Origin of the sequence: Gordonia sesuvii (assembly GCF_036350415.1) — a bacterium.
Taxonomy (GTDB): Bacteria; Actinomycetota; Actinomycetes; order Mycobacteriales; family Mycobacteriaceae; genus Gordonia; species Gordonia sesuvii.
On record NZ_JAZDUF010000004.1, the window covers coordinates 408047 to 423951 of the forward strand.

The 15905-nt window shown below is 64.5% G+C and carries 19 protein-coding genes; 11 read left to right on the forward strand and 8 right to left on the reverse strand.

All coding sequences use genetic code 11. The features are described from left to right. Positions 1 to 11: 11 nt before the first annotated feature. Together VZC37_RS15710 and VZC37_RS15715 are read right to left on the reverse strand one after the other, a co-directional pair. Positions 12 to 449, reverse strand: coding sequence for a restriction system modified-DNA reader domain-containing protein (locus VZC37_RS15710; RefSeq protein ID WP_330433499.1), 438 nt, complete (start codon positions 447 to 449; stop codon positions 12 to 14). A 54-nt stretch (positions 450 to 503) separates the two neighbouring features. Next, positions 504 to 695 (reverse strand): hypothetical protein, encoded by a 192-nt coding sequence (locus VZC37_RS15715; protein ID WP_330433500.1) that lies wholly within the window; start codon positions 693 to 695, stop codon positions 504 to 506. Between the two features lie 185 nt (positions 696 to 880). Here VZC37_RS15715 and VZC37_RS15720 point away from each other — a divergent pair, with 185 nt between their 5' ends. From VZC37_RS15720 to VZC37_RS15755, 8 genes are all read left to right on the forward strand, one after another. Then, positions 881 to 1927 carry a hypothetical protein gene (locus tag VZC37_RS15720; RefSeq protein WP_330433501.1) on the forward strand — a complete coding sequence of 349 codons (1047 nt, stop codon included), beginning with the start codon at positions 881 to 883 and terminating at the stop codon, positions 1925 to 1927. Then, positions 1920 to 2351, forward strand: a complete 432-nt coding sequence (locus VZC37_RS15725) for a hypothetical protein (RefSeq protein ID WP_330433502.1) — start codon at positions 1920 to 1922, stop codon at positions 2349 to 2351. Before VZC37_RS15720 ends, VZC37_RS15725 begins: the two co-directional genes overlap by 8 nt. An 81-nt stretch (positions 2352 to 2432) precedes the next feature. Beyond that, complete coding sequence (locus VZC37_RS15730) at positions 2433 to 2762, forward strand: hypothetical protein (RefSeq protein ID WP_330433503.1); 330 nt, start codon at positions 2433 to 2435, stop codon at positions 2760 to 2762. 773 nt (positions 2763 to 3535) lie between these two features. Next, complete coding sequence (locus tag VZC37_RS15735; protein ID WP_330433504.1) at positions 3536 to 4612, forward strand: HNH endonuclease; 1077 nt, start codon at positions 3536 to 3538, stop codon at positions 4610 to 4612. Positions 4613 to 4705: 93 nt separating this feature from the next. Further along, positions 4706 to 5314 (forward strand): hypothetical protein, encoded by a 609-nt coding sequence (locus VZC37_RS15740; protein WP_330433505.1) that lies wholly within the window; start codon positions 4706 to 4708, stop codon positions 5312 to 5314. Positions 5315 to 6116: 802 nt separating this feature from the next. Continuing rightward, positions 6117 to 6788: an Ltp family lipoprotein gene (locus VZC37_RS15745; RefSeq protein ID WP_330433506.1), complete on the forward strand. Its 672-nt coding sequence runs from the start codon at positions 6117 to 6119 to the stop codon at positions 6786 to 6788. Between the two features lie 109 nt (positions 6789 to 6897). After that, the gene (locus VZC37_RS15750) at positions 6898 to 7293 is read left to right on the forward strand and encodes a hypothetical protein (RefSeq protein WP_330433507.1); all 396 of its coding nucleotides are present in this window, start codon (positions 6898 to 6900) and stop codon (positions 7291 to 7293) included. An 84-nt stretch (positions 7294 to 7377) separates the two neighbouring features. Continuing rightward, positions 7378 to 8367 carry a hypothetical protein gene (locus tag VZC37_RS15755; protein WP_330433508.1) on the forward strand — a complete coding sequence of 330 codons (990 nt, stop codon included), beginning with the start codon at positions 7378 to 7380 and terminating at the stop codon, positions 8365 to 8367. A 66-nt stretch (positions 8368 to 8433) separates the two neighbouring features. On the opposite strand, the gene VZC37_RS15760 is transcribed toward VZC37_RS15755, so the two are convergent. After that, positions 8434 to 9654 (reverse strand): TY-Chap domain-containing protein, encoded by a 1221-nt coding sequence (locus VZC37_RS15760; RefSeq protein WP_330433509.1) that lies wholly within the window; start codon positions 9652 to 9654, stop codon positions 8434 to 8436. A gap of 89 nt (positions 9655 to 9743) precedes the next feature. Beyond that, positions 9744 to 10313 carry a winged helix-turn-helix transcriptional regulator gene (locus VZC37_RS15765; protein ID WP_431309423.1) on the reverse strand — a complete coding sequence of 190 codons (570 nt, stop codon included), beginning with the start codon at positions 10311 to 10313 and terminating at the stop codon, positions 9744 to 9746. 117 nt (positions 10314 to 10430) lie between these two features. On the opposite strand from VZC37_RS15765, the gene VZC37_RS15770 reads away from it, so the two are divergent. Together VZC37_RS15770 and VZC37_RS15775 are read left to right on the forward strand one after the other, a co-directional pair. Further along, on the forward strand, positions 10431 to 11597 hold the full coding sequence (locus VZC37_RS15770) for a thiolase family protein (protein ID WP_330433510.1): 1167 nt from the start codon (positions 10431 to 10433) through the stop codon (positions 11595 to 11597). A 6-nt stretch (positions 11598 to 11603) separates the two neighbouring features. After that, entirely contained in the window at positions 11604 to 12302 is a 699-nt protein-coding gene (locus VZC37_RS15775; RefSeq protein WP_330433511.1) for an SDR family oxidoreductase, read from the forward strand. Positions 12303 to 12330: 28 nt separating this feature from the next. Here the strand turns inward: VZC37_RS15775 and VZC37_RS15780 are convergent, their stop codons facing one another. Together VZC37_RS15780 and VZC37_RS15785 are read right to left on the reverse strand one after the other, a co-directional pair. Further along, a complete protein-coding gene (locus VZC37_RS15780; RefSeq protein ID WP_330433512.1) occupies positions 12331 to 12951 on the reverse strand; it encodes a maleylpyruvate isomerase family mycothiol-dependent enzyme in 621 nt (206 codons plus the stop codon). A gap of 7 nt (positions 12952 to 12958) precedes the next feature. Next, a complete protein-coding gene (locus VZC37_RS15785) occupies positions 12959 to 13822 on the reverse strand; it encodes a hypothetical protein (protein ID WP_330433513.1) in 864 nt (287 codons plus the stop codon). 188 nt (positions 13823 to 14010) lie between these two features. Between VZC37_RS15785 and VZC37_RS15790 the strand changes: the two genes are divergently transcribed. Next, complete coding sequence (locus VZC37_RS15790) at positions 14011 to 14295, forward strand: hypothetical protein (protein WP_330433514.1); 285 nt, start codon at positions 14011 to 14013, stop codon at positions 14293 to 14295. A gap of 21 nt (positions 14296 to 14316) precedes the next feature. On the opposite strand, the gene VZC37_RS15795 is transcribed toward VZC37_RS15790, so the two are convergent. Then, positions 14317 to 14790 (reverse strand): nucleotidyltransferase domain-containing protein, encoded by a 474-nt coding sequence (locus tag VZC37_RS15795; protein WP_330433515.1) that lies wholly within the window; start codon positions 14788 to 14790, stop codon positions 14317 to 14319. A 37-nt stretch (positions 14791 to 14827) separates the two neighbouring features. Then, positions 14828 to 15799, reverse strand: coding sequence for a DUF808 domain-containing protein (locus tag VZC37_RS15800; protein ID WP_330433516.1), 972 nt, complete (start codon positions 15797 to 15799; stop codon positions 14828 to 14830). Positions 15800 to 15905 lie beyond the last annotated feature (106 nt).

Sequence of the window (15905 nt, forward strand, 5' to 3'; positions counted from 1 at the left end):
CGCGGCAGATCTCAACCAGCCTGTCGGTACTCGTCCAGCAAGCGGTCGGTGCGAACCACTCTCCAGTGCTTCCAACCGTTGACGTCATACCCCACTGCCGACTTCAGCGCACCTGAGGGCGAGAAGAACGATTCGCCATCCACGCTTATCCAGCCATCGTTTGTGACTAAACCGTTGTACTGTTCCCCGCTTCTCTTCTGATAAACGAGCTCGTCGTCGACCCTGAGAATGCCCGCGTCCAACAACGGCATCAGCTCGCCAGCCTTCCGACGCCGGTAGCGTTTGACAGGGCGAGGCAGCGCCGGACTCTTGGAAGAGTCGACCGCGACTCTGGGCTCAGCTTCCATGCCGAGGAGCCTCCTGAGGACGTCGTTGGGCGTATCTACGAAAGGCTCGGCTTCGCCTTTCAGGCGTGCGAACACTTCGTCATCGATCTCGATCTGTGGCATCTGCGACCTCCTGCGACCTTGGGACTGCTTTGGACAGTAGTCGTAAGACAGTTACTAAGCAAGGTTGTTCGCCCTTCCCAAATCCATCCCGGCGAGGCGCAGGACGGGAATGGTTGGGGGTCGCCCGTGGGGCACCTGCCCGATCCCCAGATCGTCCAGGGTGGTGGTATCGCTGAACATCTCGACGATCTCGCGCATGCGGCGCTCGTCGTCCGTGGACGTGTCCGGCCAGGCGAGACTCGACATTGAGAGGTTCCTCGTCGTAGGGCAGTTGTCAGGCTATCGCTCGCGAACGGTGCGGTGTTTCGGAACGAATTGGCTATCCCCCATACGGCCGAACATCGCTGCCTCGGACGAAGGTTGGTTTCTGCACCCTTCCGATTTGTCGGACGCGTATGTCAGACTCTTGGCCAATCGAGAAGGGGACATTCATGGTCTTGCCACTGATTCCTGTCGTAGCCATCGCGGTGGGCGCCGCCGCTGGTGGTAGCGGCCTTGCCCTGGGAGGCAAGGGCGCCTACGACATCAAGAAGGCCAACGCAGAACTTGGCGCCGCTCGTAAGCGATACGAGGCGCGGCGCGCAGACAGCGAAATGCTCGTCGAATCCGTGAATGATCGAATCGTCCGCTACGGCAGCCAGCAAGAAGGCGCGATCCGGGAGGTAGTCCTGCGCATGCACGACTTCCTCATCCGCAACGAGAAGAAGGTTCGAGAGAACGAGAAACTGCTGGTTGACGGCATTGAGGCCAATGTCAACCTTGTAGCAGGATCCGCCTCGCTTGACCTGTCGATTTCCGAATGGGTGCGTGGGGTGATCGGCTCTGTCGGGGCAGGTGCAGGGGCTGGCGCCGCGACGAGCGCGGCGGCCACGACGTTTGGGGTCGCTAGCACTGGCGCCGCCATCTCGGGACTCTCGGGTGCAGCGGCTGAAAGCGCCGCATTAGCGTGGCTCGGCGGAGGAGCCGTGGCGGCTGGCGGCGGAGGGATGGCGCTGGGCGCACTCGCACTGAACTTCGTGACGATTGGGCCCGGATTGCTCGTCGCCGGGTTCGTGGTCAAGGGCCAAGGCAAGAAAGCAGCTACACAAGCGCGCGCCTACCAAGCGGAGATCGAAGTCGAGATCGCCAACCTGGACGCTGCAGACGCCCAGATGGGCGCGGTGCAGGCTCGGACCGATGAGCTCAGCGACCTCCTCTTCGAGATGGCCGACAAAGCAATCGCTGCGCTCGATGAATTGGAAGCCGAGCCATTCGACCCTGGAGCTCACGCCCCGCTGTTTCAGCGAACGATGGTCCTGGTCAAAGGTGTTATCGATTTGGCTACTACTCCCGTCATCGATGAGAACGGCGAACTGACCGACGACGGCCACCGGCTCACCGTGAAGTACCGGAAGGTGAGTTCCGCTCCGTCGACTACGGACAGCAAGGATTCCAAGTCCCCCGTACTCGAGGCAGACGAGGAGCTAGCCCGTGACTGACCGTTCAAAACCACTCTCGGGCGAGGTCATTCGACCCACGTCTTCGATGCCGGCCGCGCTTGATGGCTTCACCGCGTTGAACGAACTGGTCGACGCGGCGCGCGAGTGCATTACCGTTCACGCGGTCGAGAACACCAAGCAGGCGAGGATCGCCGCCTACGAGAACACCGAAGTCGCGCGGATCAAGGCCGCTGAAGGAATTCTGCGACAGTACTTCGACCACACATTTGCCGAGCGGCGCGCCACGACTGACGCAATGTTTGCGCGACTTGATGCCGCGATCGAGGCGGGTGACTCGCAGCTCATTAGCGAAGTGGTCAAGGGGGTTGTCGACGTCGCTAAGAGTTCACCGTTGGCAGCGATGGGTGATCTCGGCCAGATTCGGAAAGCCCTCGATGACCCGGATCAGGTGTGGGAGCTGTAAGGCGTCAGGCCCAGTCATCGATCGCCATTTGCTCAGTTGGCCGACGCTCAATCTAGCTCGACCACATGTCCGGAGGACAGCATGTCGCTACCGATAGTCAATATTCGCTACCTCGGAGAGATTCACTCGCCGTTTACCGGCTTGCCCGCCGAATTAAATGAGAGCCCCAACGAGTCCGACACGACTCTGCTGTTTGTCTACTACGGAGATGTCAGCGAATGGGCATATGTCAATTCACGATTAGCCAAAGCACTCCCCGCAGATCCAGATGACTTGGACCTGGACGATATTCAGGAAGGTCTTGACATAGAGGCCGGAATTCTGATTGCCGTCGATACTGACTGGAACGGGGTTAACTTCTACGGCTTTGCACCCGCCGAGAGCGAAATTCACTTCGCCAGTGAGGAATAACTGATCAGTCAGCCGAAGAACAGAAAATGGCAGCACCCGCGGCAATTCCGTCGGCGCAGATTCGAACCCCGATCGCAGGAGCGTCCTTGAAACGAGACAGTGCGCTGAGGCATTTCGAAAGACTCAGCCAGCAACTGCTTTCTGTGCGTCGCGAAGGCCTCTCGCGGCCCCTCACCGAAGCTGAGGCGCGCGATATCGAGCGATGGGAAGCAGAGCGATCGTCGCTGCGTAGTCAATTCCCAGACGTCGTCTTTGGCCGCGATCGGCCGGCGTCTCCTGCAGCCGCTCTGACGGCCCGGCAAAAGGCGACAGGGCGAGTCGAAGGCAATTTGCAGCAAACAAGACGATCAAGAGTCGCAAAGAAATCCAAGCGGCCCATAACAGTCAAGCGGCAGACAGAATTACAGACTCGCGAAGTCCAGGCGGAGATCGAGAAACTGAGAACGTTGCGCAAGGGAGGCGGACTCACCCTGGCGCAATCAAGTCGACTTCGCAAACTAACTGCGATTCAACAGCAATCGCAATCATCGTCCAAGAGTTCAGAATCGAAGACCCTGTATCCAGACAACAGCGCAGGACGTAAGAGTGCCTCTCGAGGGTCCGGACGAACAGGAATCATCAGTATCACCCGTGGTGGTTTGCATCAGACGCGCGGACGCTAGCGCCTCACGTTGATGGAGGCCGATCGCCATGGATCTGTAGCCGCGAAGTTCCCAAGGCTTTCGACCCAGCATCTGGCCGCCGTATTGCACCAGTGACCTACGCTCGTCGTCGTGGACCAAGCCCACTCCGATCCCCTCGCCCTGGGTCAGAAGCTCGTCGCCCTCCTCGAGGGCGGGCGCCGCACGGCCACCTACAAGCTCGCGGTTCTCATGGCGTTGTTGGACCTCAGCGTCGAGTCCGTCCCCGACGACCCGAATACCGCGGTCGACATCGATCTCGACGACCTCACCACCCGCGTCATCGAGCTGTACTGGCGGCAGATGCGCCCCCTCGATGGGCATCAGCTGCGACAGTCCACGGATGGTCGCGGCGTCATCTTCGCCACTGTCGCCGGTTTGCGGGCAGAGCTGACCAGCGCTCACCGCGCGCCGACGATCGACCTGGTCGTTGCCGACCGCTCCGACGCCTACCACGCCGCGCACACCACGGTGAAGCGCACACTGGTTCGCTACCCGCTCAAGCTCTTGCAGAACGTCACCACCGCCACCGCGCACGAACGCTTCCTGTACGACGACTCATGGATGGGCACCGATTCGCTGCGCGTGGTCGCCGACCACGGCAACAAGCTGATCCTCTTCCCCGGAGTCTGCACCACACTCGCGCGCCTGGCCCCACTGCTGAAACCCGCGTTCCAGCTCGCCTGGGTCGACGACGTCCGACGCATGAACAAGACCCTCCTCGCCGACGGTCCCGACATCGCCGACCACCTCTTCGGCACCGATCGCGTGTCACTGCTCAAGGCGGGTGACGTCTTGGCGAGCGAGTTCGGTCCGCACTGCTTCTACTGTTCCGCTCGACTGACGGCCACTCGACATGTGGACCACGTGCTGCCGTGGTCGCGCGTCGGCATCGACGGCCTGGCCAACCTCGTATTGGCGTGCCCGTCGTGCAACTCCAACAAGTCAGACCTACTGCCCTCCCCCACGCATGTCGACCGGGCGTTGGGCCGGGGTCAGCACCTGCTCGATGAGTTGGCCGCCGGCATCAACTGGCCCAGCCAGTTCGACCGCGTGGTGTCCGCTGCGCATGGCCTGTACGCGACGCAACCCGAGAGCACGCCGGTCTGGTTGGGCCGCAAAGATATCGGAGTTCTCGGTAAGGTCGATTTCGATTGGACGTCGAGTTAGCGCAGAGCCACCCCTACGGGCCCTTGGCGCAGTTGCACGGTCGGGCGCCGTCAACCAGCACCGTTGTTCTCGACAACGTGCCACAGTGCTTCTGTGGCTCCCGACAGCAGCAACCCCGTGATTCGTCTGACGGGCAAAGAACCCTTCTCGCACGAAGACGTCCAGTTGGGACGTACCGTCGATGATTTCTGGTCCTGGTCCTCATCCGACCTTCTGTCGAACGCGTTGCGCGGGATGCTCGCCGAATACATCGTCGGCGTGGCGCTCGGCTGCATCGACCATCGCATCCGTCTCGAGTGGGACGCGTTCGACCTGAAGACCGACGACGGCACCACCATCGAGGTGAAATCGACAGCGTACCTGCAGAGTTGGGGCGTCACGAAGCCGTCGTCGCGGCGCTTCAGCATCGGTGAGACCACAGCCTGGCATGCAGACACCAACACCTACGACACGACAGCGATGCGACAGGCTGACGTCTATGTGTTCTGCGTTCATACTGCCGACGATCGTGCTGTCGCCGACCCGCTTCGGCTCGAGCAGTGGGAGTTCTACGTGGTCGCCACCGCGACCATCAATCGTCGACTCGGAAATCAGCGCAGCATCGCGCTGTCGATTCTACCGCAGGCCCTCGGCGTGTCACCGGTTGGCTTCGATGGCATCGCAGAGGCGGTGCGGCTGGAAGCCGCGCAGTCCGGTAGGTGACATCAACTCGCTCGGGACCACGCGTCACGCCATCGGGTACACATCGCAACCCGGTCAGTCGTCATCACACGACGGACAATGGCCTCGAGCCGAGAGCTCGTAGCCGCACCGGTTGGGACACTGCCGAGATACGTTCGGCTTGCTGCTGCCGTTGGCCGACCTACGATCAAGGTCACCGTGCTCCGGATGCGAGACGAGCCAGCCACCGCCGGCCTTGACACTCGGTCGAATAGTGTCTGCACCGGCACCCACTCGTCGGGCTTCGGCCTCGTCGACGAAGCGGATCGTGTAGCCCGAATAGATCCGCAGCTCTCCGCGGCCGTCTCGCCGGATGGCTGCGATGTAGCGTTCACCGGCCGGCATGTAGCGGTATCCGGAATGCCGATCGAGTTGGTTACGTGTCGAATGAACTCATGATTGGCCGACGGGAACCGTGCCTTGGACAGCGCGGAAGCCAAGGAGTCGGAATAGCCGTCGTCGGTACTCATCGTCGTCAGACTACGTGCGCCGGCCACACCGTGTGGCCCCTCCAGAGACTGCGAACAACTGACGGCGAAATGTTGTCAGACCTCAGTTCTACTCTCTGAGTCAGTTCGTCAGAGATCGGAATACACCCCCAGGACCCGCCCGGCCCACGGGCGGTCGGTCCGCGTTCGCAACAGCGGCGTGGGCCGGAGACGCGTGAGCGATGTTGCGTTCGTGCACAGCGGGATTCAGACCATCGACGACCCGGTCACCTCGACCACCCGCTGACGCGGCCACCAGTAGCCGATCAGCGCACACAAGATACGAAAGGTTCACGATGACTCAGCACAACGACGACATTCCCACCGCGCAGTGGGACCAGCCGACGGCGCCCGATGGACCGCCCGAGAGCAAGAAGGGGTGGAGTCGGCGCAGGAAGATCGTCGTCGGTGGTGTCGCCGCATTCGTCATCGTCGGCGGCATCGGAGCGGCCGCCGGCGGCGGCTCGGACACCGAGACCGCGGACGTGAATGCGTCGCCGACCAGCGTCTCCGCGCCCACCCCGGTCGAGCAGGCCGTCGCTGACACCGCCGTCCCGGAGGCACCGGCGACGGCCACCCAGGTGGCCGACACCACGACCAAGCAAGCACCGGCCCCGGTCACCGAACAAGCCCCGGCCACTCCGAGCCTCACCAGCAGCCAGCGCAACGCCGTGCGCGCGGGCGAGACCTACCTGGACATGATGGGGATGTCCAAGCAGGGACTGATCGGTCAGCTCAGTTCCGATGCGGGAGATGGTTTCTCGGTCGAGGACGCCACTGTCGCGGTCAACCATATCGAGCAGCAGGGTGACGTGGACTGGAATGCAGAAGCCGTCGAAGCCGGCCAGGCTTACCTGGACATGATGGGGATGTCGCGCTCTGGCCTCATCCAGCAGCTGACGTCGGATGCCGGAGACCAGTTCACCGTCGAGCAGGCGACGTACGCTGCCGATCAGCTCGGTGTGTAGTCGGCCCACATTGGTGCCGTATACCGTTCCATAACAACCACTTCCGGTTGGTAGATGCCCGGACGGTCCTTGCGGTCAACCCGTCACGTTCAACGAAAGGAGACCCCGCATGGCCAAGGATGGCTGGGAGTTCTGGCGCCTGACACGTGCCGGCAGCACCACCGTGGACTGGCTTGCCGCGACCCGGCCGGAGGCTCGGGCGCTCGTCGATCAACGCAAGGTGTGGACGCTCATCCCGAATCGATCGATCTTTCTGGCGAACTGGTTTGTCACGGAAGATCATCACCGCACATCCGACTTCGTGTGGACGCACGAGAACATCGACATCGTCGAAGCGCGGCAAGTCGCCGTGGAGGTGCCGAATGTGTCCGCCGACGTTCTGCAACGCATGGTGTCCCCTACCGCGGAGTTGACGCTCGAGCAGATCGACCGATACCCGGTCGAGAAGCTTCTCGGCAAGCGCGTGGCGACCACCCTGAGTGATCGGCGGGTGCGCTCGGACTGAGCCCCTCGCGACGACTCGGCATCGCGTCTTTGTCATACCCCCGTCATAGCCTGTCCGCACATCATCACCACCGAGGAAGGACCTATGCCCGTCACCACCACCGACAGCTGTCTCGAGTTCGCGTTCCCCGAGGTCCACCGGCAAGCACATCTGTCCATCACCGTGCAGCGCACGCTGCGTGTTCCCGATGACGCCACCACCTACGGCTTGCCGCCGGGGCTCGGTGCCTTTCAGCTCACCGACGGCGCGCAAGTTCGCAACCGGGCACGCGACTGGTCGTCTGGCGATGTGCTGCTGCCGATGTGGCAGGCCGAGGCGGCGTGGTTCAGCTTCTCGGCGTTAAGTGACTATCCGTTCCTCGTCCGCATGTCGGTGGGCGGCATCAACGCCGTCACCGGTGACGACTTCACCGATGAGGTCGACTTCACGGGCGAGGACTACTTCGAGGTGCCCACACAACCGTGGCTCGACGGGTTCCGGGTGGATGAGACGACGGTGCGCCAGTTCGTCGCCATGCCACTCGGCAAGGGGTACACCGCAGCCGAGCAGCTGACCGGCGACGACGACGCAACGCTGCGGATCCAGGTGACACCCCTGAAGGGCGAGACGTGGGACGGCCGCCAAGCCGCACGCCGGGCCCGGCGACGGAAGGTGGCCGACTTCGGCGACATAGTGGCCCCGTTGGCTGCACCCGACGGCGCGATGCCAGAACCCGGCTCGGCGATGGGAATGGGCGCCGGCGGTTCGATCACCCAGTCGATCGCTGTACCCATTGAGCAGAAGGAGAACTGGGTGATCGACGCGCAATCCGAGGCGACCCTGCGCATCATCAACAGTGCGCAGTGGGAAGCGCTCACGGACACTCCCCCGCACCATGCGCCACCGACGATCACCCAGTATCGGCGCTACGGGTATCCCTGGTTCGAGTGGTACGACGACTCGCTGGCTCGGCAGGGATCGTCGAAGTTCGCTGACCTCGATACGGTCAAGCAAGTCGGAGAAAAGAACGGCGAGCAGGCGCTGCCCGACAACCCGAGCTTCCTGCCGCCCGCACCGCACATCGTCGGCGGCTGACCGCAGGGCCAGAATTACTCCGGGCAACTCCACAAGCTTGTCCGGCCTCCTGGTCTACGACCACACTCACCTCCCCCGCCTCATCTCCGACTCCACATTGAGCTCGGCCGCAATCCCGATCGCCTCCAACAGGACTGGCACAAATCGCTGCACATCATGCGGAGCCGGTGTCGGCGGCTCGTTGCAGCCGGCGGCCGGTTCCCCGTCGGGCCACTGCTGGAGCCACTCGCCGCAGACGCGCGCATAGCGGCGCAGCATCGGCGCGTTCGCTCTGGTGTCACAGGCCAGCCGGGACGGCGTGAAACCGCATGGATCCGCGACGAACCGCCGGATCAGGTCGACGAGCCCCGCGGGCAGATCCCCATTCACCGACCCGTACTGGCCGGTCATCTCGGGGTGCAGCTGTTCGACGATGTCGATTGCGCCGGCGGCGCAGAAGTCGCGCCACGCCTCCATCGCCGACAGCAGGTTGGTGGGATAGAAGGTGGTGCACTCGAGCGCGCGAACCGCGAAGACGTGATCCTTGGCGACGAGAATGGAGACGTCAGGCCATCGCGATGAGTGCTCGGCGACAACGGCACCGAGCAGTTCCATGTCGGGCATGCAGTGACCGACGATCGTGCAGAACTCCAAGCGCATCGCATGCGGCGACACCAGCAGCTTGGTGTAGATGCCGTCGATGTCGGTGAAGCGGATGGCGCCGTCGTCGATCGGGATGTCGCAGCCCCAGCCGACACCCAACGTCTCGGCGGCCATGGCCAGGAGGTGCTCGGCGTCGTCGGGGATCACCCCGAACGAGGCCGTCCCGCTGAGGGTCAGCTCCCGTTGCTTCGGCCGGCTTTCTGTCCGGAGCTTCTTCGCCTCCGGACTGAACGGATCGTGCACGTGCAGCACCGACGGATGCTCGATCTGCCACACCTCACGCAACGCCGCCTCGGCATCGCGAAGGAGCCGATCCACTGCGCGCTTGCCCGACTCGCGAATGATGCTGCCCGACCGCAGTTCTCGCCATCCGAGCCGATCGACGGCGGCACGCTGAGCACGAGCGACCGGTACCTGGTCGGGCGGCCAGAAGTTGACAAGTGCCAACGTGCCGATGGTGCATCGCACCCGGCCGGCGCCGGTCACCGTGAAGATCAGCAACGGCCGGCCGGTATTTCCCTCGCGGCTCAGTTCCACGAACTCGTCGCGTTCCAGCCTCGCCACGCTGATCGCGAGCTGCTTGCGGAACTCTCGCCATTCCGCGTCGATGTCGTCGACGAAGTCCGCGGCCTGATTCTCGGCCATGTGCATCCCCCCTATGCAGTCGGTCATCGGCGATGACCCTCTGACATGCACGGTAGGAAGTGGCTCCGACAGATCCGGGCTGCCGACGGTCAGTTGTCCACAGCGGGCGGGGACGCCTTCCGCCCTCGCTCTCGTGCCGCGACCGCCCAGGCTTCATCCCGAATGCGCGCGGCAGCCTCGTCGACCGACACCTCGTGCCCTTCCGCGCACCGCACCACCGCCGACACCGGTGCCCCGCAGCCACGGTGCGTCACTTCCAAACCACCGCGCGGATCACCTTCGAGGTCTTCGCCCCAGTCCATCAACGCCGTCAGCACCGGGAACAGCGCACGGCCGCGATCGGTCAGCACGTACTCGTAGCGGGTGCGTTGTCCAGGCTCCTGGTAGGGACGTCGTTCGACGATCCCGTCGGCGAGCAGCTGCTTCAACCGCGACGACGCCACCGCGTCGCTCAGCTGCGTTCTGCGGGCAAGCTCATCGAACTTCGTACCGCCATAAAGCAACTCGCGGACGATGACCATCGCCGACTTGGTTCCGATCACGTCGAGCGCCCGCTCGATGCGGCACCAGCCCTTCACCTGCCAGTCATCGCGCCGCGCGAAAGCACCCTGCAGTTCCATCACATCGGGGCCGGCGACCTCGGGTCCGTCGTCGTTCATGTGATTCATCCTACTCCTGGCTTTACAAACCCCAAGTCAGCTCGTAGCATGCTGACTAAGGGATCGCAAAGTCAGCGTGTCGTCCGGTGACGACACGACCTATAGAGGGAGCCAGTCATGAGTTCTGCAGTGATCGTCGACGCCGTCCGCACCCCCATCGCCCACGGCAAGCCGAGTGGCGCCTACGCCGACATCCACCCCGTCGACCTGCATGCACACGTGCTGGCCGACCTCGTGGCACGCACCGGCATCGATCCGGTCGTCGTCGACGACGTGATCAGCGGCGCCGTCGGGCAGGTCGGCGAACAATCGGGCAACACCTCGCGATGGGCACTGCTGGGCGCGGGCTTCCCCGAATCCGTTCCGGGCGTCACCGTCGACCGCCAATGCGGCTCCAGCCAGCAGGCATTCCACTTCGCCGCGCAGGGCGTCATCGCCGGGGCCTACGACGTCGCGATCGCCTCCGGCGTCGAGTCGATGAGCCGGGTCCCCATGGGATCGCAAACGCTCGGCAAGGACATCGCGGGCAGCAGGGTTGCCGAACGGTACGCCGAGGGCCTGATCCCGCAGGGAGTCAGCGCCGAGCTGATCGCCAACAAGTGGAACCTGTCGCGTACCGAGCTCGACGAGTTCTCCGCGACCTCCCACCAACGCGCGGCCCGTGCCTGGAAGGACGGACTGTTCGACTCCCAGGTCACCTTTGTCAACGACCTCCACACCGATCAGACCATCCGGCCCGACTCCACCGTCGAGTCGCTCGCGAATCTGCGGCTCGCATTCCGCAACGAGCACTGGGAAGCCCGCTACCCCGACCTCGACTGGCGTGTTACCGCCGGCAACAGCTCACCCATCAACGACGGGTCGGCCGCAATCCTGGTCACGAACGAGCAAGCAGCACAACGACTCGGCCTCACCCCGCGTGCCCGCGTGCACTCGTTTGCGGTTGCCGGCGATGACCCGGTCCTCATGCTGACCGGCGTCATCCCCGCCACCGAGAAGGTCCTCGCGAAGGCGGGATTGACGATCGACGACATCGACGTGTTCGAGGTCAACGAGGCGTTCGCATCGGTTGTGCTTGCGTGGCAACGGGAAACCGGCGCGGACCTCGCGAAGGTGAACATCAACGGCGGCGCCATCGCCATCGGGCATCCGCTCGGAGCGTCGGGCGCACGCCTGATGACCACCCTGCTCAACAATCTCGAACAGACCGGCGGCCGGTACGGCCTGCAGGTCATGTGCGAAGCCGGCGGTCTCGCCAACGCCACCATCATCGAAAGGATCTGAACCACAATGACTTCACTCGACGGCGCAGTCGTTCTCGTCACCGGCGCCAACGGCGGCCTCGGTACGCACTTCGTCCACCAGGCCCTCGAGCGGGGCGCGGCGAAGGTGTATGCCACTGCCCGACGCCCACGCGACTGGGACGGTGCGCGCATCGTCCCGCTGTCGCTGGACGTGACCGACGCGTCGTCGATCGACGCTGCGGCCGCAGCCGCCGCCGACGTCACGATCGTCATCAACAACGCCGGCGGCCTCAACGGTGCGAGCGTCCTCGGCGACCTCACCGAGCTCCGCGCACTGTTCGAGACCAACTTCTGGGGTCCGCTGGCCGTTGCCAACGCGTTCGTTCCGGCACTCCGAAGCTCCGGCGGGACGCTGCTCAACGTCCTGTCAGCGCTGAGCTGGCATGGGATGGGTGACGGCTACAGCGCCACCAAGGCGGCGCTCTGGTCGGCAACCAACACGCAACGACTGATGCTCGCGGACAAGGGTATTGACGTGGTCTCGTTGCACCTCGGCTACACCGACACACCTATGGTCGCCAGCGTCGACGCCCCGAAGAACGACCCCGCCGACATCGTGCGCGCCGCGTATGACGGCCTCGAAACCGGCGACCGTGAGATCCTCGCCGACGAACTCAGCAAGCAGGTCAAGGCCGGTCTCGCAGCGCCGATCGAAACGTTGTATCCGCAGCTCGCCAGGTCGTGACTGCATCCGGCCGGGCCCCCGATGCCATCTACGTGAGCTCTTGCAGGCCCTCGCCGGCAAGCTCGGCCATCCCCTCCGGACGCCCGGTGAGCGCGAGTAACAGCGACTCCGATGAACCTTCGACTACAGGTCCTGCACCAGCTGCCCAGTCCAGGTCGGTGGCCACCCAGCGCACGGCGCTTGGCACTTTCCCGAACATGTTGTTGCTCACGGGATTGACGAGGAAGTCGAGCACCACCCGGGTCCGGTCGGGCGGAGTGGTCGCCGCTATACCCAGCGGCCGCCGGATGTCGAGCCCGTGCACGATGATGTCGGTGAGCGGCGCACGCGGACCCTGCCGGCCGGGTGGGGTGAACCGCGTGTCCGCTTTGTCGCGCAGTGCCCTCGGCAAATCCGGATAGGTGGCTTTGACCTTGGCCGCCATGGCGAGGTTGGCGCGATGAAAGTTGCCGCGGGCTCGTAGCATCGCGAGGCCTGCCGCTGGAATCGACACCACGAGCGGGACCAGCAGGTGCGCCATCACATCCCGGCAGGTCCAGCCGTCGCACAACGACGCGGTCGCCCACTGCTCGTCGGTGAACGTGGCCGCGAGGTCGGCCAGGCGGCGGCGCTCGTCGGCGATGGCGGCGAAGATCTCGTCGTCGTTCACGTGCCGCTCACTCTCGCCCGAGTGTCTTGGCAAGAGGCGCGAGCGCATCCAGGTAGATCGACGCAAGCGTCTCCGATTCGTCGGCGGTGCTGCGCATCCGGTCGGCCTCGGTGGCGTCCCACTGCGCGTCGACTTCGTTCTCGAAGTCGTCGATGGCGCTGACCCGATCGAGCCAGTCCCGCTTGTCCTGGCGCTGCTGGATTGCGGCCACGATCTGCTGGTACTCGCCCAGCGCGCCGACCCGCTCGACCAGCCCATCGAGCCGCCGGGACAGCATCAACGACTTGGCGATGTAGGTCTCGACGACGTCGTCGTCGGTACTCAGGTGGGTGGGCGGTTCACCGAGGAGGTCGATCTGGTCGCGGACGTTCGCGGCCGACGTCGTGAGCTCGGTGACCTCGCGCCCGAGGTCCACACGTACCCCGTGCCGATCGAAGAAGTCCAGCTTCCAGGCCGGGAAGTCGCTCACCCGGTCGGCAACCAGGCCCGCGGTGACGGCGATCTGACCGATCGGGTCGTTGCGCAGCTGAGCAGTGTCGTCAGCGTCGCCTCCCCAGGTGTCGAGCGCGAGCTGCAGGTATTGGCTCGACTCGGCGGGCTCTTCCTGTTCCTGGATCGCGCGACACCGCGACCACCGCGCGGCCCGCGTCGACCGCAGGGTGTCGGCCAGTTCCCCGAGTGGGTCCGGCTCCGCATCGGTTGAGTCCACCTCGGGGAGGGCACGCAGTTCGTCGGCCGACAACGGCCGGACTCGCCGACTCCCCAGCCCCTCGCCGAGCGATCGGACACCGTTGATCACCCACGAGCCGACCACGACCAGCGCAACCGCGATCGCCGCCGCAATGACGACAAACACGAGGAGCTTGATCACTACTCCAGTACAGCACGATTCGCGAGGTCGGCCGATCCGCTCCGAGATGCGGCCGATGCCGGCCGCACGCGCGCGTCGGGAACATCGCCCACTGGCGGGCGCGTCAGATCGTGGAGCCGGCCGGAAGGGCAGGTCGCCTGGCGAGGACCGCCCCGGGTCAGTGCACGAGCCGTCATAGAGGAGAAGTGATGTCCCACAACAGCTCCGCATCGCCGGCTGTCGATAAGCAGGGCGACCCGTTGACGCGGATCGTCGTGGTGTTTGTTGTCTTGGTCGTCGGCTGGTTCGGCACACTGCTGCTCAATTCCTGGCTCGCGGTGGCCGCGGCCAGTCTGATCATCGGATGGCTGGCGGGAGTCGCAGCCATGCGGATCAAGGCACCGATCGCGCTGGCCGTGTTCATCGGCGTGGCGGCGGCCGGCGGGGCCTTCCAGCTGCTGACACTGCTTCTGATGTGGGTGGTCGTTGCGTAGACCTGCAACAATCCCCGTCCGTCAGAGCATCACCGCGTCGTCGCGGATGTCGTCGTCGAGGCCGGCTTTCAGGCCGCCGTACTCGACGAGATCGATCTCGCGCCCGAGGACCTCTTCGAGGAGTCGCTTGAAGGCGACGAAGTCGAACGACGACGTCGCGTCGGGGGCTTCCACGATCAGGTCGATATCGGAGTCGGGACCTGCCTGCCGGCGAGCCACCGAACCGAAGGCCGCCAGGCGGGTGTATCCGCGTTGCGCAGCAAGTGCTTTGAGGACTGGTGCGGCGGCTTCGAGCAGCATCTCCGGGTGAACACGGTCGAGGTTGGGTGCGAACTTGAGTTGCTGACTGACTGCCGGCTGGGAGATATCCAGAACCTCGGCGATCTCTCGTTGAGACTTCCCCGTCGCCACGAGAGCCCGCAATGCGATGACCCGACGCAGTCGGGCAACTTCCTCGTCGCGTCGGGCGTTGCGGTATTCGCTACCGAGGTCCATAAGGCAATCTTATCGGCGCTGTTCAGGCAGCATTTACCTATTCCGTCGGCTGCGCGTGCACTTCCTTGCCACCCCGCCTCGGAATGACATGCATGATCGCGACGACGATCGCACCAATCACCAGCCCGACGAGCGCCGACACGACGGTGCTCGCGGTCCACGCGAGGAAGCCGCCGACGAAGCCGTGGACGAGTTCGTCGAACCAGTGCTCGAGGTCGTGCAGACGGTCGGCGGGCCATGGGAATCCGGCTTCGCCGACATTGACGATGAGGATGTGGCCGCCGACCCACAGCATGGCGGCGATGCCCACTACGGTCAGCGTCGCCATGATCTTCGGCATCGCCTTGACCAGGCCTCGCCCGATGCGTTGGCTCGCTGTCGAGCGGCGTTGCGCCAGGGACAGCCCGACGTCGTCCATCTTGACGATCAGCGCGACCACGCCGTAGACGAGCGCGGTGATCAGGAACGCCACGACGATGAGCACGGCAAGGCGGGTGAAGAACGGTTCGGATTCGACCGACGACAGGGAGATCACCATGATCTCCGCCGACAGGATGAGGTCGGTGCGGATCGCGCCGTTGACCATCGACTTCTCGAACTCGGGTCCCTTCACCGCGGCAGGCGCGTCGTCGGTGTGGTCGTGCCCGTGTCCGCCGCCGAGCGCCTCGTACACCTTCTCGGCACCCTCGTAGCAGAGGAACAGGCCGCCGGCGATCAGCAGATACGGCAACGCCTGCGGCAGGAACTGGCTGAGGATCATCGCCACCGGCAGGATGATCAGCAGCTTGTTGCGGATCGACCCGACGGCGATCTTGCGGACGATCGGCAGTTCCCGATCGGGCGTGAAGCCGTGCACATAACGAGGCGTCACGGCGGTGTCGTCGACGACCACACCGGCCGCCTTGATGCTGGCCTTGCCGGCGGCGGCGCCGATGTCGTCGATCGACGCCGCAGCCGCCTTCGTCAGGGTCGCGATGTCGTCCAGCAAAGCGACGAGGCCACCGGCCACAGGAACCTCCAGTCAGGGACGGGCGAATCACGAACAGTATGCCCGCACCGATCTACGGGCGGGAGGCCTGCGACCTGGGCTCAGCCGCGGCCCGACCCGTTGTCCA